The organism is Corynebacterium faecium, assembly GCF_027257105.1.
GTDB classification, from domain to species: domain Bacteria; phylum Actinomycetota; class Actinomycetes; order Mycobacteriales; family Mycobacteriaceae; genus Corynebacterium; species Corynebacterium lehmanniae.
In genome coordinates, this window is the sequence record NZ_JAPYJX010000007.1 from 164,618 (window position 1) to 186,266 (window position 21,649).

Annotated in this window: 17 protein-coding genes and 3 pseudogenes; 11 read left to right on the plus strand and 9 right to left on the minus strand. The window is 65.4% G+C overall.

Annotated elements, in window-relative coordinates; genetic code table 11:
• Positions 1-280 precede the first annotated feature (280 nt).
• Together O5O53_RS09390 and O5O53_RS09395 are read right to left on the minus strand one after the other, a co-directional pair.
• Complete coding sequence (locus tag O5O53_RS09390; RefSeq protein WP_070471924.1) at positions 281-2,617, minus strand: heavy metal translocating P-type ATPase; 2,337 nt, start codon at positions 2,615-2,617, stop codon at positions 281-283.
• A 170-nt stretch (positions 2,618-2,787) separates the two neighbouring features.
• A complete protein-coding gene (locus O5O53_RS09395; protein WP_034997583.1) occupies positions 2,788-2,997 on the minus strand; it encodes a heavy-metal-associated domain-containing protein in 210 nt (69 codons plus the stop codon).
• A 185-nt stretch (positions 2,998-3,182) separates the two neighbouring features.
• On the opposite strand from O5O53_RS09395, the gene O5O53_RS09400 reads away from it, so the two are divergent.
• Positions 3,183-3,434: a type II toxin-antitoxin system prevent-host-death family antitoxin gene (locus O5O53_RS09400; protein WP_070471922.1), complete on the plus strand. Its 252-nt coding sequence runs from the start codon at positions 3,183-3,185 to the stop codon at positions 3,432-3,434.
• Between the two features lie 241 nt (positions 3,435-3,675).
• Positions 3,676-4,275: pseudogene (locus O5O53_RS09405) on the plus strand (M23 family metallopeptidase); the annotation flags it as partial.
• Between the two features lie 230 nt (positions 4,276-4,505).
• On the opposite strand, the gene O5O53_RS09410 reads toward O5O53_RS09405, so the two are convergent.
• The 5 genes and pseudogenes from O5O53_RS09410 to O5O53_RS09430 form a co-directional block, all read right to left on the minus strand.
• Positions 4,506-5,282, minus strand: coding sequence for an apolipoprotein N-acyltransferase (locus O5O53_RS09410; protein ID WP_367616740.1), 777 nt, complete (start codon positions 5,280-5,282; stop codon positions 4,506-4,508).
• Positions 5,283-5,566: 284 nt separating this feature from the next.
• Positions 5,567-5,872, minus strand: a pseudogene (locus O5O53_RS09415) (apolipoprotein N-acyltransferase); the annotation flags it as partial.
• Between the two features lie 10 nt (positions 5,873-5,882).
• Positions 5,883-6,119: pseudogene (locus O5O53_RS09420) on the minus strand (TlpA family protein disulfide reductase); the annotation flags it as partial.
• A 78-nt stretch (positions 6,120-6,197) separates the two neighbouring features.
• Positions 6,198-7,670, minus strand: a complete 1,473-nt coding sequence (locus tag O5O53_RS09425; RefSeq protein WP_269511644.1) for a multicopper oxidase family protein — start codon at positions 7,668-7,670, stop codon at positions 6,198-6,200.
• Positions 7,671-7,741: 71 nt separating this feature from the next.
• Positions 7,742-8,317 (minus strand): CueP family metal-binding protein, encoded by a 576-nt coding sequence (locus O5O53_RS09430; RefSeq protein WP_239217517.1) that lies wholly within the window; start codon positions 8,315-8,317, stop codon positions 7,742-7,744.
• Positions 8,318-8,720: 403 nt separating this feature from the next.
• On the opposite strand from O5O53_RS09430, the gene O5O53_RS09435 reads away from it, so the two are divergent.
• The 3 genes from O5O53_RS09435 (at position 8,721) to O5O53_RS09445 (ending at position 11,005) form a co-directional block, all read left to right on the plus strand.
• Positions 8,721-9,443: a two-component system response regulator CopR gene (locus O5O53_RS09435; RefSeq protein WP_269511646.1), complete on the plus strand. Its 723-nt coding sequence runs from the start codon at positions 8,721-8,723 to the stop codon at positions 9,441-9,443.
• A complete protein-coding gene (locus O5O53_RS09440) occupies positions 9,440-10,567 on the plus strand; it encodes a two-component system sensor histidine kinase CopS (RefSeq protein WP_269511649.1) in 1,128 nt (375 codons plus the stop codon). Before O5O53_RS09435 ends, O5O53_RS09440 begins: the two co-directional genes overlap by 4 nt.
• Before the next feature lie 111 nt (positions 10,568-10,678).
• Positions 10,679-11,005, plus strand: coding sequence for a heavy-metal-associated domain-containing protein (locus O5O53_RS09445; RefSeq protein WP_181889259.1), 327 nt, complete (start codon positions 10,679-10,681; stop codon positions 11,003-11,005).
• A 189-nt stretch (positions 11,006-11,194) separates the two neighbouring features.
• Here O5O53_RS09445 and O5O53_RS09450 read toward each other — a convergent pair whose 3' ends face one another.
• Positions 11,195-12,748: an alanine/glycine:cation symporter family protein gene (locus O5O53_RS09450; RefSeq protein WP_269511651.1), complete on the minus strand. Its 1,554-nt coding sequence runs from the start codon at positions 12,746-12,748 to the stop codon at positions 11,195-11,197.
• A 190-nt stretch (positions 12,749-12,938) separates the two neighbouring features.
• Between O5O53_RS09450 and O5O53_RS09455 the strand changes: the two genes are divergently transcribed.
• A complete protein-coding gene (locus O5O53_RS09455; RefSeq protein WP_269511653.1) occupies positions 12,939-14,447 on the plus strand; it encodes a YjiH family protein in 1,509 nt (502 codons plus the stop codon).
• An 11-nt stretch (positions 14,448-14,458) separates the two neighbouring features.
• On the opposite strand, the gene hutG is transcribed toward O5O53_RS09455, so the two are convergent.
• The gene (gene hutG / locus O5O53_RS09460) at positions 14,459-15,409 is read right to left on the minus strand and encodes a formimidoylglutamase (RefSeq protein ID WP_269511654.1); all 951 of its coding nucleotides are present in this window, start codon (positions 15,407-15,409) and stop codon (positions 14,459-14,461) included.
• 37 nt (positions 15,410-15,446) lie between these two features.
• Here hutG and O5O53_RS09465 point away from each other — a divergent pair, with 37 nt between their 5' ends.
• The 5 genes from O5O53_RS09465 (at position 15,447) to O5O53_RS09485 (ending at position 21,630) form a co-directional block, all read left to right on the plus strand.
• Positions 15,447-16,181 (plus strand): IclR family transcriptional regulator, encoded by a 735-nt coding sequence (locus O5O53_RS09465; RefSeq protein ID WP_269511656.1) that lies wholly within the window; start codon positions 15,447-15,449, stop codon positions 16,179-16,181.
• Between the two features lie 33 nt (positions 16,182-16,214).
• Complete coding sequence (gene hutH, locus O5O53_RS09470) at positions 16,215-17,756, plus strand: histidine ammonia-lyase (RefSeq protein ID WP_269511658.1); 1,542 nt, start codon at positions 16,215-16,217, stop codon at positions 17,754-17,756.
• A gap of 328 nt (positions 17,757-18,084) precedes the next feature.
• Positions 18,085-19,776 (plus strand): urocanate hydratase, encoded by a 1,692-nt coding sequence (hutU, locus tag O5O53_RS09475; RefSeq protein ID WP_269511659.1) that lies wholly within the window; start codon positions 18,085-18,087, stop codon positions 19,774-19,776.
• 91 nt (positions 19,777-19,867) lie between these two features.
• Positions 19,868-21,061: an imidazolonepropionase gene (gene hutI / locus O5O53_RS09480; RefSeq protein WP_269511660.1), complete on the plus strand. Its 1,194-nt coding sequence runs from the start codon at positions 19,868-19,870 to the stop codon at positions 21,059-21,061.
• Positions 21,022-21,630 (plus strand): amidohydrolase family protein, encoded by a 609-nt coding sequence (locus tag O5O53_RS09485; RefSeq protein WP_437177854.1) that lies wholly within the window; start codon positions 21,022-21,024, stop codon positions 21,628-21,630. The genes hutI and O5O53_RS09485 overlap by 40 nt, the downstream gene beginning before the upstream one ends.
• Positions 21,631-21,649 lie beyond the last annotated feature (19 nt).

The window sequence follows — 21,649 nt, forward strand, 5'->3', positions numbered from 1 at the left end:
TTGCTGAAAAAAGGGGGCAGGTATGTCCTGAGTCAGTTGCGGGTCGATCAGGATGGAAAGCCCGAGGGCATGGAATGAGGCATGAGGACCTCATGGTCCCCACGCCCTGTGGCGTTATTCGGATAAGTAGTCGGCAGATTGTCGGCCCGGAGGGGCCTGCCGGGTGGGGCCGGGGAGAGGTCAGGAGCAGGTACTTGGGGACGGAGGTCTGAGTGTGATTGGAGGGACTCAGCCACAGGAGGGGGACACGGGGTTCCTTATCGCTAGAAAAGGATGTGGATTAGGCGGTGACCGGCTGCCGCACGGAGGGGCGAGCGGGCTGCGGTGAGGAACTTGTGTTGTCGTGGGAGGACTTGAATCTACGCAGCGTGAGGGAGTTGGAGACCACGAACACCGAGGAGAAGCCCATCGCAATGCCCGCCAACCCCGGGTTGAGGAAACCGATCGCGGCGACCGGGATCAGCACGACGTTATAGGCGAACGCCCAGAACAGGTTGCCCTTGATGGTGCCCAGCGTGCGACGTGACAGACGGATGGCATCGCCCGCGGAGCGCAGGTCGTTGTTCATTAAGGTGATATCGGAGGCCTCGATGGCCACATCCGTGCCCGCCCCCATGGCCAGACCCAGATCGGCCTGGGCCAGGGCGGCCGCGTCATTGACGCCGTCGCCGACCATGGCGACCTTCTTGCCCTCATGTTGTAGCTTCTCGATGACCGCGACCTTGTCCTGCGGCATGACCTCGGCACTCACGTTGGCCGCATCGATGCCCACCTCTTGGGCGACGGCGGCCGCGGCCTTCGCGTTATCGCCGGTGAGCAGGTACGGCCTCAACCCCAGCCTGCGGAACTGGGCGACCGCTTCCGCTGAGGAGTCTTTGATGACATCGCGCACCACGACCACACCGGCGGGCTGGTCATCGACGTAGACGGCCACCGGGGTCGCGCCCTGCGACTGTGCGTGGTCGAAGGCGGTGGTGAGGTCACGGGGCAGCTGGCCGGCGGGACGGCCCACGGTGACGACGTGACCCTTGACGGTGGCCGTGACGCCCCGGCCGGCGGTGCTGTCGAAGTCGGTGGCCTCCTGGATGTTCCCGGAGCGCTCGGCCTCGGTGACAATCGCCTTGGCGATGGGGTGCTCGGAACCTGCTTCGACGGCCGCCGACAAGGCGAGGACCTCGTTGTTGGTGTAGCCGTCGGCGGCGTGGACGCCGGTGACCGACATGACCCCGGAGGTGACGGTGCCGGTCTTGTCCATGACGATGGTGTCGACCTGGCGGGTGGATTCAAGGACCTCCGGGCCCCTGATCAACAAGCCCAGCTGCGCGCCCCGGGAGGTGCCCACCAGCAGGGCGGTCGGGGTGGCCAGTCCCAGGGCGCATGGGCAAGCGATGATCAGCACCGCGACTGCGGCGGAAAAGGCCCAGTTCGCCCCGCTGCCGGCGGCGAGGTGGACGATCAGGGTGATGATGGAGACGACAATGACCGTCGGGACGAAGACCGAGGAAATCTTATCCACCAGGCGCTGGACCGGGGCTTTTTTCGCCTGGGCGTCAGTGACCAGCTTGGCCATCTGGGACAGCGTGGTCTCCGAACCTGTGCGGGTGACTTCGACCAGCAGTCGACCGGAGGTGTTGATCGTCGCGCCCGTGACCGGGGTGCCGGGGGCGGCCTCGACGGGAACGGACTCGCCGGTCAGCATCGACTCGTCGATGGCCGAGGTGCCCTCGATGACACGACCGTCGGTGGCGATCTTCTCACCCGGGCGGACGACGAAGACGTCACCGACTGTCAGCTGGGAGACCGGGACGCGGACTTCCTCACCGTCGCGGATCACCGCGGCGTCTTTCGCACCCATGTCCAGCAGGGACTTCAGCGCCGCGGAGGACTGGCCCTTGGCGCGGACCTCAAACCACCGGCCGAGCAACAGGAAGGTGATGACTACGGCGATGGTCTCGAGGTAGATGTGGTCCATGCCGTCATCGCGGGGCAGCAGGCTCATCTCCATCACCATGCCGGGGTGCCCGGCGTTGCCGAAAAACAAGGCCCACAGCGACCACAGATACGCAGCGGTAGTGCCCAGAGACACGAGTGTGTCCATCGTGGTCGAGCCGTGACGCAGGTTGGTTAAGGTCGCCCGGTGGAACGGGGCGCCACCGTAGAAGTAGATCAGGGTGGACATGACGAGCAAGGCCCACTGCCAATTCATGAACTGCAGGGACGGGATCATCGAGATCGCGACCACCGGAACGGAGAGGATCGTCGACCCGATCAGACGCGTCTTCAGGTCTGTGGCCTCGGCCTCGCGGGCCTGTTCGTGGCGGTCACCGACCACCTCGGTGTCCTCCTCCGGACCGCTGTCCACGGCGGAGGCGTGTTGATCCCCCATGGTGAACGCGTCGTACCCGGCACCCCGCACGGTTTCGATCAGCCGATCGGCGTCGACTTTGGTGGGGTCGTAACTGACGGAGGCGGATTCGGTGGCGAAGTTAACGGTGGCCTCCACGCCATCGAGCTTGTTGAGCTTGCGTTCCACCCGCCCTGAGCACGACGTACAGGTCATGCCGGTGACGCCCAGATCGACCTGGAGTAGGTCAACCGACGGTTGAGTTTGAATCATCAGTGATCAGTCCTTCAGTAAACAGTCGTGAGGTGCATCTCCGAGGTCCCAAAAGGCCCGCCCACAGATGCACCGTCGGGGATATCGAACCGGCATGGCTGGGCCTGATGGGCATATCCAGCAGGGTTGGCCCGGCCGTGTCTACGCGAGGCGGGGACCGGGCCCAGGGATTAGGGCTTGACGGTGTAGCCGGCTGTCGTGACGGCGGCGACAACATCGTCGTCGGTGAAGTTTTCACCCGTGACGGTCACCTGCCCGGTATCCACGGTGGCCTCCACCATGGTCACACCGGCGACCTCGCCGATCTCCTCCTCCACGGAGGACTTGCAGTGTCCGCAGGTCATGCCTTCGATGATGTACTTCTTTGTTACGGCGCTCATCAGATGATCCTTTCCTTGATGTCCTGAAGGGCAGGAGTGGAGATGCCCAACAACCTTCAACCTATACCCATGGGGGGTATCAGTCAAGGAGGTGTCTGCCCCTAAGCGTCCCGTTCGGCGGGCAGGACTTCCGGAACGGCCGCGATCGTTGCTGCACTTCTTGTACAAAATGTACGTTAAAGGGTATGGGCATCACGGTCACCCTCAGTCAGTTCCGCAGCGAACAAAGCCACTATCTTGATGCCGCCCAAGGTGAACCGGTCACCATCTCCAGTCGCGGGCCCCGCCGCCGGGCGGTGGTGGTCTCCCCGGACTTCTACGACCGGGCGGTTCAGGCGCTGGAGGATGGCGAGGATATCCGTGCCGCAGCGGCTACCCGTCAGGAGGCGGGCGGTGTCTCCCACAAGGAGTTCACGTCCGACCCCAAACTGGACTGACCTGCCTGTCCATACCTGTGCCGCGGTATCTGATCATCGATAAGCTTTCAACTGCGACAGCCCTTCGCACGCTGGCCCGGCAATGGCAGCAGTGATTGCCACCGCCATCGACGCCCTGGCCCACGTTCCGCCGTCTCGGCGGAGTGGAAAAGTTGCGGGGCGACGACGGGGAGTGCTGTAGCTGGGTAGTCCACGGCCGTCAATGACGGTGAGCTGATCAGCGTCTCGGTTCCAAGCCCCGGCCGAGGTCGAGGCTCCGGTCTCCCCGGAGGCTGCCACCGTCGAGGTGGATTTGGCCACCAACGACACGGCCCTGTCCTCGAGTGGGACGCAGGCCGCACCGCAGATTCTCGCGATCTCCGAATTCAAGCCGGTCGCCAACATCGACGAGCAGCTGGACAAGGCCATCCAGTACAACGCCGAGCGGGCCGAGAAGGAGCGCGCTGCCCGCGCGCCCTCGGTGGTCAAGCCCGCTGAAGGCACCTTCACCTCCGGTTCCGGCGTGCACTGCGGAACCCTCCACGCGGGTATCGACATCGCCAACGTCGTAGGTACCCCGATCCTCGCGGCGATGGGCGGCACTGTCATTGACTCCGGCCCGGCCTCCGGTTTCGGGCAGTGGATCCGCATCCAGCACGATAATGGCTCGATTGCCGTCTCCGGTCATATGGAGACTTTCGACGTGACCGTTGGAAAACGCGTCACCGCTGGTCAGAGGATCGCTGGCATGGGCAACCGGGGGTTTTCCACCGGCTCTCACCTGCACCTCGAGCGTTACCCGACTGGCAGCGGGGCGGTCGACCCGTTGCCCTGGTTCGCCGAGCACGGCGTCACCTTCTAACCTTCCCGCACTCACCAGGACCGGCCCCGACACCGGAACCGGCGACAGTGACTGGGCGTGAGGCACCCGCCTCAGACCGCAGAGACGCTTCTCACTCATCGCCGACACAGCCCGGACTTGATAGCTTCTCCAGGCAGGCCAGACCGGGGCACAGGGGAGGCAGTCCGTGCTCGTCATATATGGGGGCGGCGAGCGTCCCGCCAACGAGGAGCAGGTGCCGTAATCCACGTTTAGTGGGATATTCCCGTAACCTGCCTTCTCCTGCGCCAGCTGACGAGGCCGGTAACCGCAGGCCATGCAAGAGCCAGCATCGCGAGAACCAACAGGGGTGTATCCCCCATGCGCGCATACGGCATCAAACCAGTATGAAGGGGAACGGTTGCCGTCAGCAGTTCGTTCGTGCCCAGGCCACTGAGTTGTGAGACTATGCCGTCGGGCTGGATAACTGCGGAGTATCCGGTGGGGGCAGCCTGGAGAACGGTGCGGCCAAACTCGCGGGCACGCATCCGGGATGCGGCCACTTCAATTGCAGGTACTTCCTCGGTCACAAAAGACGCGGCGTTGGTCGGTGCGAGGAGTAGCTGCCCACCATTGCGAACGGCATCGGCGACCCGGTCGGCGAAGAAGACCTCATAAGAAATGACGATCCCCAATCGTGGTGTCCCGCTGGGATCGAGCACCGCCGGTCCCTCTCCGGCAATGGCGTCGCGGGGGATGAACCGTGCGTCCTCGCTGAGTCGTTCAATCAGATTGCGCATAGGGATGTACTCGCCGAACGGCACACGATGATGCTTCTCATAGCGTCCTAACCGGGTCCCGTCCGGCCCCCACACTATGGATGCGCTCCTGAAATGTTGATCCTCAGATTCGGTAATTCCGACGACGATGTTCGTGTCGAGTTGCCTGGCCAGTTCAGCGAAAGCTGCATCAACGCGCGTCCCGTCGATTGAGCCGTCGATATTGACGACGTTTTCGGGCAGCAGAACCAGATCAGGGTCCCCGGTGATATCGTCGGCAGCCTGTAGGTGCCGGCGGGTCGTATCAAACGGATCGGTATTGACCGCGCGAAGCCCACGGGGCCTCCACCCTGCACGAGCACGACGTCAAGGCTGCCTTCTGCCGTATCATCTACGATCGTTGACGCGAACGCCGGTACCGCGAGTACCACGACCACTGCGACCACGGATGCTGCACGGGCTCGTCTCGGCCCGAAGATGACAGCGGTAACAACGGCCCCCGCAACTGCGGCCAACGCGGTCACCAGGAGAGTCCCTCCCAGGGGCGCTGCCGCCATGAAAGGACCATCGGTCTGGCTGTATCCGAAAGCGGACAACGGGAAACCGCCGAACGGGAACCGGTGCTGCACAGCCTCCAATAACACCAGGGCCGCAGGGGTGAGCAGCCACCAGCCCGACCAGCGGCTGCGAAAAGCCGCCTCGTTAGACGATACCGCGGCAACCAGCATTAACAGTAGCGCCTGAACGGCAACAACAGCAGCATACCCGGCAGTGTTGAAGTCGGTGAGCCAGCGCAGAGCAAGAGCGTAGTGCGCCACAGATACGCAGCCGCTGGGAAATATGTACGAGTACATCTCCATGATCTGCGTGGACAAGCTGCAGGTTATCGACTTCCGCCCGACACGGTGCACACCACTGGCCCCAAGCGTTGAGGACGACGACCTCGCCTTCAAAAACAGACAGGCTGATCTCCTCACCCTCCTCCATCAGCGACGGGCCGGAGAAGTCCGGCAGCGGGGCACGTTCCTCCTCTGCGTAGATAATCTCGGTTTTCCGGGGCGGTGGGGAAGAAGACGGTGTTCTGGTTGTCCCGGAAGACCACAACACCGAGGAAGGTCATCGTGCTGCCCGGTGGGTGGTCTGCAGCGACTCTGCCCACCTCGGCACTCAACCCTGCTGTGGGAGTTACTCGTAGCGAAGCGAGCTGAGCATCCCGGTTTCCATGTGATAGGCGTTATGGCAGTGAAATGCCCACTCACCGGGGTTGTCAGCGATCAGGTCGGCGATCATGGTTTCACCGTGGCGGAGAAGGACAGTGTCCTTGCGTAGCCCGTCGCTGCCGGGTAGCGCCCACGTGTGGCCGTGGATGTGCATGGGATGGGGCATCATGGTCCTGTTGCGCATGACCATCCGCAGGCGCTGGCCCTCCTGCACGGTCGCGGAGGAGGATTGGCCGTCGGTGAGAATGCTCCATTCATACGGCATCATCTGCCCGCCCAGGTCGATACTGACTTCTCGATCTGGTGTGCCCTCGGGCAGGAGTGCACGGTCTGCTGGCTTCAGGGAGGACAGAAGCAGTCCGGTGGACGACAACTCGGGGAAGTCGACATCGGGGCGGGGGGCCTGGCCGCCGGCGGTGCGGATGACGGCGAAGGCGCGGTCGTCCTTACCCACCGCCAAAGCCGTGAGCGGGAAGATGCCGTCGCCGAGGATGACCTCGACGTCGACACGCTCGCCCATCGACAGGTAGATCGATTCGGTCTCCCAGGGCTGGACAGCGAAGCCGTCGGTGTGGGTGACGGTCATGCGGTGACCACCGAGGGCCACCTTGAAGATGGTGTCACCGCCGGAGTTGATAAACCGCAGGCGGGCCTTGTCGCCCGGGCGAGCCTCGAAGGTCTGGTGAGCACGGGGGATACGTCCGTTGATGAGGTAGTGCGGATACATCACATCGCCGGCATCCCCGCCCAGTACCCGGTCCGGGGTGCCGTGCATCATCTGGCCGTGACCTCCCATTCCGTTATGGTCGCCCGAACCCATTCCGGTGAGCTTGTCGAGCTCATCGTCGGGAGTGCCCTGAATGCCATCGACCCAGTCGTCGAGCACGATGGTCCACTCGACGTCCTGATCCTCAGCGTCTTGCGGGTCACGGATGATCAGAGGGGCGTGGAGGCCGCGATCAAGCTGCAGGCCGGTGTGGGAATGGTAGAAGTAGGTGCCACCGTGGGGGACTTCAAAAACATAGGAGAAAGACTCGCCAGGTTCAATGGGGTCCTGGGTCATGCCGGGCACACCGTCGGCTGCGTTGTGGAGTGCGATGCCATGCCAGTGGATGGAGGTGCTCTCAGGCAGTTCATTGGTGATATCGACCTGGAGGACGTCGCCGGCGGTGGCCTCAATGGCCGGATCCCCGGTGTCAGAGACGTATCCCCACGTCTTGGCTTCGATGCCGCCGATATCCAGGGAGAGGGGCCGCGCGGTCAGCGTCCGGCGCACCGTCGGCTCACCGAGCGCAGTGGGGGTGGGAGTGGGGCGAAGGGAGGGACCTGGTGCCGAGGCAGCGGGTCCAGGGTCGCTGCTGCAGGCGGACATGGCCCCGGTGCCGGCGAGGACGAGCCCGCCGAGCAGAAACTGTCGTCGGGAAAACGCGTTCGTCATGATTTAACCTTCCTTAGTGCAAGATTTCAGTGGCACGGGAGACAGGCGCAGGTGAGGATCCTGCTGAGCCATCACGTCAGGCGCAGGTCTGTGACACAGGTGGCACCGTCGTCGGTGGTGGAAAACTCCGTGGTACCGGTACGCCCCTGGTAGCTGACCTCAATCAGGCCGGTGACATCATCGGGAAGCCAGAAGCCAATAAACCCGTTGTCGAAGGTGGTTGTCGCCTCGTCCACCAGCACCTCACCGGTCGCCTCATCGGTGATCGTGACCTGGATATCCTCATTGTCGAGTTCCCCCACGCAGGTCGTGAGGCTGTGGTAGAAACAGTCGTGGGTGGAGGTGAGATAGGGTGCGATCGAGACATACGTCTGATTGTCGGGAAGATCGAGCGCGACTTCCTGGTCATCGCTCGAGAGCAGCAGTTCATCGTTACGCACTGAGGCGATCAGATCCGTGGGACGCTCAGTGACCTTCTGCCGGTCGAGGTGATCAATGATCTCCACCGCGTCCATGTCGGCCAGGCCATGGGTAGTCAGGAATGCATCCTGGGACACCGTCCCGTCGGCGGTGGGTTCCGGGTCGGCGGCCGAACACCCCGTGAGGGCGAGGGCCAGGGCGGCGGCTGCGATCGCTGCTCGTTTCACGTCAATCTCCTTGGATCGTGGTAACACTGTGAGAAGACACCGTCTCAAGGTCGGTGCCATACTTTTATCTTGCACGGGTGCCTGACGGAGTAGAAATCAAAAACCCTGCTCACAGCCCTATAACAGGGCGAAAAGGGGGTGAGTTCGGTGGGCTGGGTCACCACCGGGACACCACTCCACAGCCGTGGGCGATGTCCTTCTACCCGCCCCGGGTATGCGGTGCAGGCAGTGAAATCCCTGGTGGCGCCTGCTGAACCGATGAGGAGAGGCGATGCCGCCGGCCCGGGGTGGGGCACAGGGGTGACGGCGGTCGAAGGGTGATGTTTGAAGATTTAATGAAGATTTCCCCGCCGGGCAGTGAGCGAGGGTGGTATTCCCCTTGCCCGGAGCGATACTGGGGTCTATGGCTGACCGCACACCGACCACCGCCACGCCCCTGGGTCGGGTGCTGGTCGTCGATGATGAACAACCCCTGGCTCAGATGGTGTCCTCCTACCTCATCCGGGCCGGCTTCGATACCCGCCAGGCGCACACCGGCATCCAGGCCGTGGACGAAGCCCGTCGCTTTTCCCCCGATGTTGTGGTGCTGGATCTGGGGCTGCCCGAACTCGACGGCCTGGAGGTGTGCCGACGGATCCGCACCTTCTCGGACTGCTACATCCTCATGCTCACCGCGCGTGGCAGCGAGGACGACAAGATCAGCGGTTTGACCCTGGGGGCGGATGACTACATCACCAAACCTTTTAGCATCCGGGAACTGGTGACCCGGGTGCATGCGGTGCTGCGCCGCCCGCGCACCAGCACCACCCCACCGCAGGTGACCACCCCCTTGATCGTTGGTGACCTCATCCTTGACCCCGTCGCCCATCAGGTGCGGGTGGGGGAGACGACCGTGGAGCTCACCCGCACGGAGTTCGAGCTGCTGGTTGCCCTGGCCCTGCGCCCCGGCCAGGCGCTGACCCGCCACGACCTGGTCACCGAGGTCTGGGAGACCGCCTGGGTCGGTGATGAACGCATCGTCGATGTCCACATCGGCAACTTGCGTCGCAAGCTCGGCACCGACACCCGGGGCCGGGGGTTTATCGACACCGTGCGTGGCGTGGGCTACCGGGTAGGGCAGCCATGAATCACGGACCCGGCCTGACCTTCCGCTTCCTGGCCGCCCAGGTGTTGGTCGTGGTAATTAGCCTGCTGGTGGCCGCGGCCGCGGCCACGATGGTGGGCCCGACCCTGTTCCATGATCATATGTTGATGGTCGGCCGGGAGGACCCCTCGCTGGAGCTGTTCCATGCCGAGCAGGCCTATCGGGACGCCAACCTGATCACCCTGGCCGTCGCCCTGCCCACCGCCTTGATCAGCGCCCTACTGGCCAGCCTGTGGTTATCGCGTCGTCTGCGAACCCCCTTGCAGGATCTCACCCGCGCCGCTACCAGCCTGACGGCCGGCAACTTCCATATCCGCGTGCCCGCCGGAGAAGCAGGCCCCGAGGTCACCACCCTGGCGCATGCTTTCAACACCATGGCCGACCGGCTGGAACACACCGAACAGGTCCGCCGCCAGATGCTCTCTGATCTGGCCCACGAAATGGGCACCCCCTTATCGGTGCTCACGGTCTACCTCGATGGTCTCCAGGACGGGGTCGTGGACTGGGATAATGCCACCCACGCGATCATGGCTGACCAACTCACCCGCCTGACCCGGTTGATGGAAGACATTGACGATGTCTCCCGGGCCCAGGAACACCGGATCGATTTGGACCTAGCGGAGGAGAGGCTCGGGGATCTGCTCCATACCGCCGCTGCTGCCGCGGGGGAAGCTTATGCCGACAAAGGCGTCGATTTACAGGTCGAGACCATTACGGACGCCGCCCGGGTGCTCGTGGACCGGCAACGCTTCGGCCAGGTGATGAGCAATCTCCTGTCGAACGCGCTACGGCACACCCCGGCCGGCGGGCAGGTCCGGATCAGCGTCCGCCGACAGGGGGCGTCCACCGCGCTCATCCACGTCGCCGATGACGGCGAGGGCATCCCACCTGGTCAGCTCGGACACATCTTCGAACGCTTCTACCGGGGGGATGCCGCCCGCAGCCGGGACAACGGCGGGGCCGGTATCGGTCTGACCATCTCCAAGGCATTGATCGAGGCCCACGGCGGCACTCTCACCGCCACCTCCCCCGGACCCGGTCGCGGAGCGGTGTTTGCCCTCCGCCTCCCGCTGTCCCCTCCCGACAGCGAGGAGGCTGCTCGGTGACCACACCCTGCCCTGCGTGAGGGCCGTGCCCTCCGCCCCTTGAAAATGTACCCCGGGGGGGTATATGCTAGCGAGCGTTACCGCATCCCACCGACCCATAGGAGCTTTCCCATGACCAACCCCCCGCCCCGCCTCTTGCCAATGGCCTCCCATGGCTGCAGCTGTTGCGGACCTGCCTCACATGTCGACACCGCCTCCATCCCTGCCGCCAGCGACTCGTCAGCAGGAGGATCCTCCCCTAGCTACCAGGTCACCGGCCTGACCTGCGGGCACTGCGCGAAAAGCGTGACCCAGGCCCTTCAGGCCCTCCCCCAGGTCGACGACGTCCAGATTGATCTCGTTGCTGGTGGTGTTTCCACCGTCACGGTCACCGGTGTCGTACCTCCGGAGATGGTTCGCCGGGCCATCGAAGAGGCCGGCTACACCGTCTTATCCTGATCAGTTTTACCCATCATCCCGACCCCGACCGGGTTGAGCGGAAGGAACGTCATGAGCACTCCCCACCATTCCGGTGATCACCATGGTGATCACCCCGCTCCGGAAACAGACCACACCCACCACCCGGATCATGCCAGCCACGACAGCCGGTTTGATTACGGCGGCAGTAGGTAGCCGGTTTGATTACGGCTAGATGTTGCGGGTCGTGGTGACAACCTTGCCCTCAACGCCCGGCCAGGTACCCGCCTCGATCATGCGGTTCTTGCGCTCCACCCAGAAGTCGGCGTTCTTGATGCCCAGCGCCTCGGGGTCGAAGTGCGGGTCGATGCCGGCCTTCTTCTGGCGGCGGTAGTCCCACAGGCACTTCAGCGCCGGGACCTGCAGGAAGATAATCGCCACGATGTTGAGCCATGCGGTCGCGCCGACGCCGATGTCGCCGAGCGCCCAGGCGGTGCCCGGGGTGGTGGTCGCACCGATGAAGACAGCCACGAGGATCAGGGCGCGCAGCACCCAGATGATGGCCTTACGTGCGCCTTCGCTCTTCACCCAGCGGTTCAGGTAGGTGAAGTTGGTCTCTGCCATGTAGTAGTACGCCAGCACGGTGGTGAAGGCGAAGAACATAATCGCCAGGGCGATAAACGACGGGCCAAGACCGGCGGAGAAGGAGTTCAGGCCTTCTTGGACGAAGCCGGGGCCGACGGGGATGCCGTCGGGCAGGGAGCCGTCGTAAAGCACAGCGCCATCTTCGGACTGGCCCTCGAAGACCTTGTACATGTCGGTGGAGATGATGATGAAGGCGGTGGCGGAGCAGACAAACAGGGTGTCGATGTAGACGGCGAACGCCTGGACGAAGCCCTGCTTCGCCGGGTGGGAGACCTCGGCTGCTGCGGCGGACTGCGGGCCGGTGCCCTGGCCGGCCTCGTTGGAGTAGATGCCGCGCTTGACGCCCCACATGATGGCGGCGCCGAGCATGCCGGAGAACGCGGCCTCCTTGTCAAAGGCGGCGCGGACGATGGTGCCGAAGACCTCGGGGATCTGGGAAGCGTTCGCGAACAGCACCACGATGGCGATGATGATGTAGATGCCGGCCATGAACGGCACGACCATGGAGGCGAAGTTGGCGATGCGCTTGACACCGCCGATGATGATGAAGGCGAGCAGCACTGTCATGATCGTGGCGGAGACCCAGATGTTCACGCCCCACGCATTATCGACGGCCGCGGCCACGCCGTTGGCCTGAATACCTGGCAGGAAGTAGGACGTTGCCAGCAGCATGCACACCGCGAAGATGATGGCGTAGACCAGCATGAACGGGGCTGCGGAGGTGTGCTTGTACGCCTTCTCGATGTAGTAGGCGGGGCCGCCGCGGTACTCACCGGTGTCCCGGTCCGGCTCTTTGTAAATCTGGGCGAGGCAGCACTCGATGAAGGAGGTGGCGGAGCCGAGCAGGGCCACCAGCCACATCCAGAACACCGCGCCCGGGCCGCCGAACGCGATGGCGGTAGCCACGCCGGCGATGTTGCCCACGCCGACACGGCCGGCGAGCGAGATCATCAGGGACTGGAACGAGGAAATGCCCTGCTCGGAGCTTTCTCCGGACTTGAGCTGGCGGATCATGTCCGGCAGGCAGCGGATCTGCAGGAACAGGGTGGCGAGCGTGAAGTACGCACCCGCGCCGAGACACAGATAGACGAGTGCGTTGGACCAAATCACACCGTTGAGGGAGTCGATAAAACCTTCCACGGGACCCTCCTAAAGGGGTATGCGCTGGGAGTTTTCAGGGAAACCTTGCAGGTAACTAGAGAACATAGGACATCTAGTTGTGCTTTGCGTCACTTTTCGTGTAAAAATTATGCGCCGACACCGAAAAATTCCGTTCTGCGCAATATCCGCAGGGTTTTGCGGTGCTAAACGCACGAGATGGAAGGACACCATGAACGAGACTGCGAAGCCGGTGAACTCTCGGCGCAGGTTTTCCCCCGCCTGGCCGGTGAAGAACTTGCCGGCGGGTGCGGAGGCGCTGATCCCGGAGCTGGACAATCCCCGCTTCGAGGGCATTGAGGACCCCACCGACAACACCGAACACATCACCCGCGCCGAAAACCAGGGCCAACCCGCACCACAGAGCACCGCGGACGAGGCTGACCCGAAACCGAAGGCGGTGTGGCGCTTCTTCGTCTACAGCGCCATCGGCATCTTCGCGTTCTTCGTGCCGTTTACCATCGGCGATTCCAAGTCCACGATCCTGCTCGACCACATCGTCAGCTGGATCACCACCACACTCGGCGAGGGCACCCGCTACCTGGCGCTGTTCGCCATCATCGCGGGCACGGTCTACCAGTTCGTGTCCGGGCGCTGGAAAGAGGATTACCCGCGTATGGCGTTCGCGGGGCTGTCCGTGCTGGCGATTGTGCTGTGCGCGATGCTCACGTTCGGCTTCGGCCCGGCGTGGCTGTTCAACCCGGACATCGGCCCGTTCATCCTGGACAAGCTGGTCATTTCGGTGGGGTTGCTCATCCCGGTGGGCGCGATCTTCCTCGGCCTGCTCGTCGGCTTCGGCCTGATGGAATTTATCGGCGTGATGGTGCAGCCGATCATGCGCCCGGTGTTCCGCACCCCGGGCAAGTCCGCGGTGGACGCGGTGGCGTCGTTCCTGGGCTCGTACTCGCTGGGTCTGCTCATCACGGACCGCATGTACAAAAATGGCAGCTACGACGGCCGTGAGGCGTCGATTGTGGCGTCGGGCTTTTCCACCGTGTCCGCGACGTTCATGGTCATCGTGGCGAAGACGCTGGACATGATGGAGCACTGGACGGCGTACTTCTTCATCACGTTTATCATCACTTTCATCGTCACCGCGATCGTGGTGCGCATCCCACCGATTACCCGCATCCCGGAGGACTACTACCCGGGCGCGCAGCCGCACCCGGAAAAGGAGATTCAGGGCAACCGTTTCAAGGCCGCGTGGCGCGAGGCGAAGCTGGAGCTCAACCGCGCCGAATCTCTGGGCAAGGTGCTGTGGGCGAACTTCCGCGACGGTTTGATCATGGCCGTGCAGGTCACTCCGGGCATCATGGCCGTGGGCACGATCGGTCTGGTGCTGGCCACTTACACCCCGGTGTTCAAGATCCTGGGTGCCGCGTTCTTCCCGCTGGTGTGGGCGCTGCGCCTGCCGGACCCGTGGGCGACGTCGGGCGCGCTCGCGTCGGGTCTGGCGGAAATGTTCCTGCCGGCGACGCTCAGCGCAGGCTCAGATGACATGGTGCTGAAGTTCACCATGGCGGTGGTGTGCGTGAGCCAGATCTTCTTCTTCTCGGCGATGGTGCCGGCGGTGCTGGCCACCGACATCCCGCTGAGCATCTGGAAGATGGTGCAGATCTGGTTCATCCGCGTGGTGCTCACCGTACTGATCACGGTGCCGGTGGCGCACCTGCTCTTCTAAGAAGCAGCTGCCTATCCGCGCAGCTTCGCCCCCACAACCGCATCGTCAATCAGCCGCGCGGCGGCCTTGGCGGTGCGGTTGTCCACGTCGAAGTCGGGGTTGAGCTCGACGACGTCCAGAAGCGCAACGCGCCCGGTGGAAGCCACCGCGGCGACCATCGCGCGCAGCATGGCGTACTCCACGCCGAACCCGGCCGGGGCGGACACGCCCGGCGCGACCGCCGCCGGCAGCACGTCCAGGTCGATGGAGAGGTGGATCGGCCTGTCGCCGGCCACAGCGGCGACGGCGCGCTCGGCGGCTTCGCGCACGGTCATCTCCGCCAGCTCGGTATCCAGCACGGTGGTCACGCCGAGCTCGTCGGCAGTGTCGAAGAGCACTTTGGTGTTGTTGGGCTTGGAGATGCCAAAGACGCTGTAGTCGAAGTCCTCGCCCACCAGGCCCGCGATCTGTTTGAACGGGGTGCCGGAGGTGGGGCGGGTTTCGGTGCGCAGGTCGAAGTGGGCGTCGAAGTTGATCACCTGCATCGGCCCGATCGCCTCGTAGGCGCCGCGGTGGGTGGCAAACGAGGTTTCGTGCCCGCCGCCGAGGACCACCGTCATCCCGTCCGCGCCCTGCGCCGCCACGAGGTCGCGCACCCGGTCGGACAGCTCGCGTTGGGAGCCTTCGAGGTCGGTGTCTTGGGTGGTCACGGTGCCGGCGTCGACAAGCTTTGTGTCCTCGTGGACCGCGAGCGAGCCGAGGGCCGCGCGCAGCGCCTCCGGGCCATTCGCCGCACCCTGGCGACCGCCGTTGCGCTCGACGCCCTCGTCGGACGCGTAGCCGATGAGGTGCACGGCGCCCTCGGTGGGCTCGGCGGCGGTGTCGACGACGCTGTGCCAGCGGGCGTGCTCGGGGCCTGGGCCGTCGTCGCGGCCGGACCAGTTGGAAGCGGGGGTGAAAAGCGGTGCAGTTACGGTATTCATGCCCACCGAGGGTAGCGCCGTGGGCATACTAAGTGCGATGAATAAGCCGCAGGTTCCCGCCGCGCACAACGTGTTGCGCATCCTGGCGCTTCTGTCCACCACGGACGCGCCGATTTCTGCCACCCGCATCCAGCGCGAGCTGGACCTGCCGCGTTCCACCACGTACCACCTGCTGCGTGAGCTGGAGGATTCCGGGTTTGTGGTGCACCTACGCAAGCCCGGCACGTACGGGTTGGGGCTGGCGTCCTACCGCATGGCGCAGGCGTACACCACGCAGCAGCCCCTGGTGCGGCTGGCCACGAAGCCGCTGGCGCGGATCGCGCAGCTGGCGGGCGGTTCGGCGCACCTGACGCGCCTTGCCGGACCGGAGATTGTGTACCTGCACGAGGTGCGCGCCCCCGGCGCGGTGTCGCTGGTCACGGAGGTGGGCGTGCGCCTGCCGTCGCTGAAGACCGCCTCGGGGCGCATCATGCTGGCGCAGCTGCCGGAGGCGGAGCTGCGCGCCGCGTACAACTCCTCGGGCGAGCGGCGCCGCTACAGCGAGGTCAAAGAGGAGCTTTCTGCCTATCGACGCCAAGGGTTCGCCACCGAGCGCGAAGCCATCTCCCGCGGCCAGGAGTCCGTGGCGGTGGCAGTGCTGGACCACCTTTCGCGCCCCGCTGCCGCGCTCGCGGTGACCTTCGCGGTGGACAGCGCGGACACGCAGCAGTTGGTCAGCGCGCTGCAGACCGCCGCCGAAGGGTTGCGCGCACAGTTCTTCGGAAACGTGTGACTGGACGCACTTTTGTGGTCTACTATCACGCCCATGACACACGCAGTTTCAGTTGGTATTGGGGCCCTGTCCGTCGAGGACGTTGTGGCCGTCGCCCGCCACGGAGCCGAGGTCGCCATCGACCAGGCCGCCCTGGATGAGATCGCCGCGACCCGCGAGCGCGTCGAGGAACTCGCCGCGGACCCCACCCCGGTCTACGGCGTCTCCACCGGCTTCGGTGCACTGGCCACCAAGCACATCCCGGAGGACATGCGGGCCCAGCTGCAGGTCTCCCTGGTGCGCTCCCACGCCGCGGGCACCGGCCCGGAGGTGGAAGAAGAGGTCATCCGCGCGCTAATGCTTCTGCGCCTGTCCACGCTGTGCACCGGCCGCACCGGCGTGCGCCCCGTGGTCGCGCAGACCTACGCCGCAGCGCTCAACGCCGGGATCACCCCGGTGGTGCGCGAGTACGGCTCGCTCGGCTGCTCCGGCGACCTGGCGCCGCTGGCGCACTGCGCGCTGGCGCTGCTCGGCGAGGGCGAGGTCCGCGTCCGCGGCGGCGAGATCGTGCCTGCGTCTGAGGCCCTCTCCGCTGCCGGCATCGAACCGCTGGTCCTGCGTGAGAAGGAGGGCCTGGCGCTGATCAACGGCACCGACGGCATGCTCGGCATGCTCTGCCTGGCCATCGCGGACCTGCGCGAGGCGGCCAAGGTTTCCGACATCGCCACCGCCATGAGCGTCGAGGGCCTGAACGGCACCCTGTCTGTCTTCGACGAGGACCTGCAGGAGCTGCGCCCCCACCCGGGCCAAGCCGATTCCGCCTACAACATCCGCACCGTCGCCGCGGACTCGCCGATTCTCGCCGCCGCGTTGGAGGGCTTCAAAGCCAACGACGTCCAGGACGCCTACTCCATCCGCTGCACCCCACAGGTCGCCGGCGGCTTCCGCGACACGCTGGCACACGCCACCACCGTGGCCAACCGGGAGCTCGCCGCCGCCAACGACAACCCCGTGGTGGCCAAGGACGGCCGCGTGGCCTCCAACGGCAACTTCCACGGCGCACCGGTGGCCTACGTGCTGGACTTTTTGGCGATTGTCGTGGCCGACTTGGCGTCGATTAGCGAAAGGCGCACCGACCGCTTCCTCGACCCCGCCCGCAACCGCGGCCTCAACGCCTTCCTCGCCGGCGACCCGGGCGTGGACTCCGGCCACATGATCGCGCAGTACGCGCAGGCCGGCATCGTCGGCGAGCTCAAACGCAACGCCGTGCCCGCCTCCGCCGACTCGATCCCGTCGTCCGCGATGCAGGAAGACCACGTTTCCCTCGGCTGGTCCGCCGGCCGCAAGCTGCGCCGCAGCATCGACGGCCTGCAGCGCGTGCTCGCCGTGGAGATCCTCACCGCCGCCCGCGCCCTGGACATGCGCGACGGCGAGCCCTCCGCCGGCACCGGCGCGGCCGTGTCCACGCTGCGCAAGCTTGTCGACGGCCCCGGCACCGACCGCTACCTCTCCCCCGAAATCGAGCACTCCGTGCAGCTAGTCAAGGGCGGCGACTACGTCAAGGCCGTCGAGGCCGTGGTGGGCCAGCTGCGTTAGGGCCCAGGCTCGGGGGTTCCTTTCCCGACACTTCGCGGCGGAATCTGTCAGACGGCCCGGAAACCCCCAGGCCGCCACAAACGGCTGCCGTGATTTGTCAGGAACCCGCCCCATCCCCATGCACACCCTGGGAACTAAAGCCTGGGCTCGCGCCGATTTCCGGGCATGCTCTGGATCGCTTGCTCGGGGTTTGTGCGGGAAGAACACCCACATCACACAAAAGTCTCATATCCGAGACAAATCGCCCAAAACCGACCAACCCAATCCGTGTGACGGGCGTTACTGTCTATCCGATACCTCGATTGGGCAACAACAGAAAGGAATTCCCATGGCGAAGAACTGGTCCGAAGGCGCACGCGAGGTCCGCTCCCCGCGCGGCACTGAGATCTCGGCGAAGTCGTGGCAGACCGAGGCGCCGCTGCGCATGCTGCAGAACAACCTCGACCCGGAGGTTGCGGAGCGCCCGGACGACCTGGTCGTCTACGGCGGCACCGGTCGCGCTGCTCGCAGCTGGGAGGCCTTCGACGCGATCGTCGATACGCTCAAGGACCTCGAGTCCGACGAGACCCTTCTGGTGCAGTCCGGCAAGCCGGTCGGTGTGTGGAAGACCAACGAGTGGGCGCCGCGCGTGCTCATCGCCAACTCCAACCTGGTGGGCGACTGGGCGAACTGGGAGCATTTCCGCGAGCTCGAGGACGAGGGCCTGATGATGTACGGCCAGATGACGGCCGGTTCCTGGATCTACATCGCAACCCAGGGCATCCTGCAGGGCACCTACGAGACCTTCGCGGCTGTTGCGAAGAAGCGTTTCGACGGCACGCTGGCCGGCACCCTCACCCTGACCGGCGGCTGCGGCGGCATGGGCGGCGCGCAGCCACTGTCCGTCACCCTCAACGGCGGCGCCTGCCTGATCGTGGATGTTGACGAGGGCCGCCTGAAGCGCCGCCAGGGCAAGCGCTACCTCGACGAGGTCACCACCGACCTCGAGGAAGCAATCAAGCTGGTCACCGAGGCGAAGGACGAGAAGCGCGCCCTGTCCGTGGGCCTGGTGGGCAACGCCGCTGAGGTGTTCCCGGAGATGCTGCGCCGCCACCGCTCCGGCGAGTTCACCGTGGACATCGTTACCGACCAGACCTCCGCGCACGACCCGCTGTCCTACCTGCCCACCGAGATCCCGTTCGAGAGCTGGCACAACGAGGCTGACGCGGATCCGACCACCTTCACCAAGAAGGCCCGCGAGGCCATGGCCGCCCAGGTCCAGGCGATGGTGGAGTTCCAGGACGAGGGCGCCGAGGTCTTCGACTACGGCAACTCCATCCGCGACGAGGCCCGCAAGGCCGGCTACACCCGCGCTTTCGAGTTCCCGGGCTTCGTCCCGGCCTACATCCGCCCGCTGTTCTGCGAGGGCCTCGGCCCCTTCCGCTGGGTTGCGCTGTCCGGCGACCCGGAGGACATCAAGGTCACCGACCAGGCCATCAAGGAGGCCTTCCCGGACAACGAGCACCTGCACCGCTGGCTGGACGCCGCTGAGGAGTACGTCGAGTTCGAGGGCCTGCCGGCTCGCATTTGCTGGCTGGGCTACGGCGAGCGCGCCAAGGCCGGCGTGATCTTCAACAACCTGGTCAAGGAGGGCAAGGTCAAGGCCCCGATCGTCATCGGCCGCGACCACCTGGACTCCGGCTCCGTGGCGTCGCCGTACCGCGAGACCGAATCCATGCTCGACGGCACCGACGCTGTCGCGGACTGGCCGCTGCTCAACGCCATGACCGCCGTGTCCGGCGGTGCTACCTGGGTGTCCATCCACCACGGCGGCGGCGTGGGCATGGGCCGCTCCATCCACACCGGCCAGGTCACGGTGGCTGACGGCACCGAGCTCGCCGAGGCGAAGCTCAAGGCCGTGCTCACCAACGACCCGGGCATGGGCGTTATCCGCCACGTCGACGCCGGCTACACCCGCGCGAACGAGGTGGCCAAGGAGCGCGGCGTGCGCATCCCGATGGAGTTCAAGGCGCGCGACTAAACCGCGCCTCAAGCGCTGACGTTTCCCCTCGTGGGCGCGTCAGCGCTTTTCATTACCCTGGGCTCTGCAAAATCCCCAAAGAAAGGCACTCATGAGCACCTTCATCACCGGTATTTCCGAGCTGCGCACCGTCTCCGAGCTCGGCACCATCAAAGACGCCGCAATGCTTATCGACGACGGCGTGGTCACCTGGGTCGGCCCCGCCAACGAGGCACCGGCTGAGGCGGCGGAGGCGGAGGAAGCTGTAGACGTCGAGAGGCGAGCTGTGCTCCCCGGCTGGGTGGATTCCCACTCGCACATGGTCTTCGACGGCAACCGCGCCGAGGAGTTCGAGGCGCGCATGGCCGGCGAAGGCTACGCCGCCGGCGGCATCGCCGTGACCATGGAAGCCACCCGCTCCGCGGGCGAAGAGCGCCTGGACAAACTGGTGGCGGAGCGCATCGCCGCGGCGCAGGCGCTGGGCACCACCACCTTTGAAACCAAGACCGGCTACGGCCTCAACGTCGAATCCGAGGCCGAGGCTGCGCGCGTGGCTGCCCGCCACGTCGACGAAGTCACCTTCCTCGGCGCCCACCTCGTGCCGCCGGGGGCGGACGCCGACGAGTACCTCGATGAGGTTGTCGGCCCGATGCTCGACGCGGTGAAGGACCACGTGCAGTGGATCGACGTGTTCTGCGAGCGCGGCGCGTTCAACGAGGAGCAATCCCGCCGCGTCCTCGAGGCCGGCAAGGCCGCTGGCCTGGGCGTTCGCGTGCACGGCAACCAGCTCGGGGAAGGCCCGGGCGTGAAGCTCGCCGTGGAGATGGGCGCCGCCAGCGTCGACCACGTGAACTACCTGTCCGACGAGGACATCAAGCTGCTGGCCGAGTCGGAGACCGTGGCCACGCTGCTCCCCGCCTGCGACCTGTCCACCCGCGAGGAGCTCGCACCGGGCCGCAAGCTCATCGACGCCGGCGCCACCGTCGCCATCGCCTCCAACCTGAACCCGGGCACCTCGTTTACGTCCTCGATGAACTTCTGCGTCACCACCGCGGTGCTGCAGCAGCACCTCACCCTCGACGAGGCCATCGAGGCCGCCACCACCGGCGGCGCCAAAGCCTTGCGACGCCACAACGTCGGCGGCGGCAAGGACCCCCAGGGCCGCCCGGCGAAGGGCACCCTCGTGCCCGGCGCGGCCGCCGACCTGCACATCCTCGACGCCGAAAACGCCATCAACCTGGCGTACCGCCCGGGCATGCCGATCACCTGGCAGACCTGGGTCGCCGGCAAGAAGGTCTACGGCTAAATGCCTCGCCCGCTTTTCGACGCGCACTTCCACGTCATCGACCCGTTTCGTCGGAAAGCATTTCGGAGCTTGACCGCGCCGGTGTGCGCGCAGTGCGCTTCAACCTCAAACGCGGCGGCTCCGCGGGTGTGGACGACCTTGAGCTGCTGGCTAACCGGGTCTTCGACATCGCCGGTTGGCACACCGAACTCTACGTCGATGCCCGAGAGCTTCCGGATCTCGACCAGGTGCTGACCCGCCTCCCGCGGGTGAGCATCGACCACCTGGGCATGCACGAAGACGGGTTGAAGGCGCTGCTGCGCTTGGTGGAACGCGGTGCAATGGTCAATGCACCCGGGTTCGGCCGCGTCGAGCTCGATCCCGCCAGCGCCATGCGGGCGATCCTCCGAACCAACCCTGGTGCGCTTATGGTGGGCACGGATCTCCCGTCCACCCGGGCGCGCCGCCCCTTCGCCGACGCCGACCTCGCCTTGGCCGAAGAAGTGGCTCTGGAATTGGGCGGCGAGCAACTTGCCGACGACGTGTTCTGGAACAACGCCGCCGGGTTGTACCCTTTGGCAGCGCAGTAACAGCGGAGCGTTCAGAGCG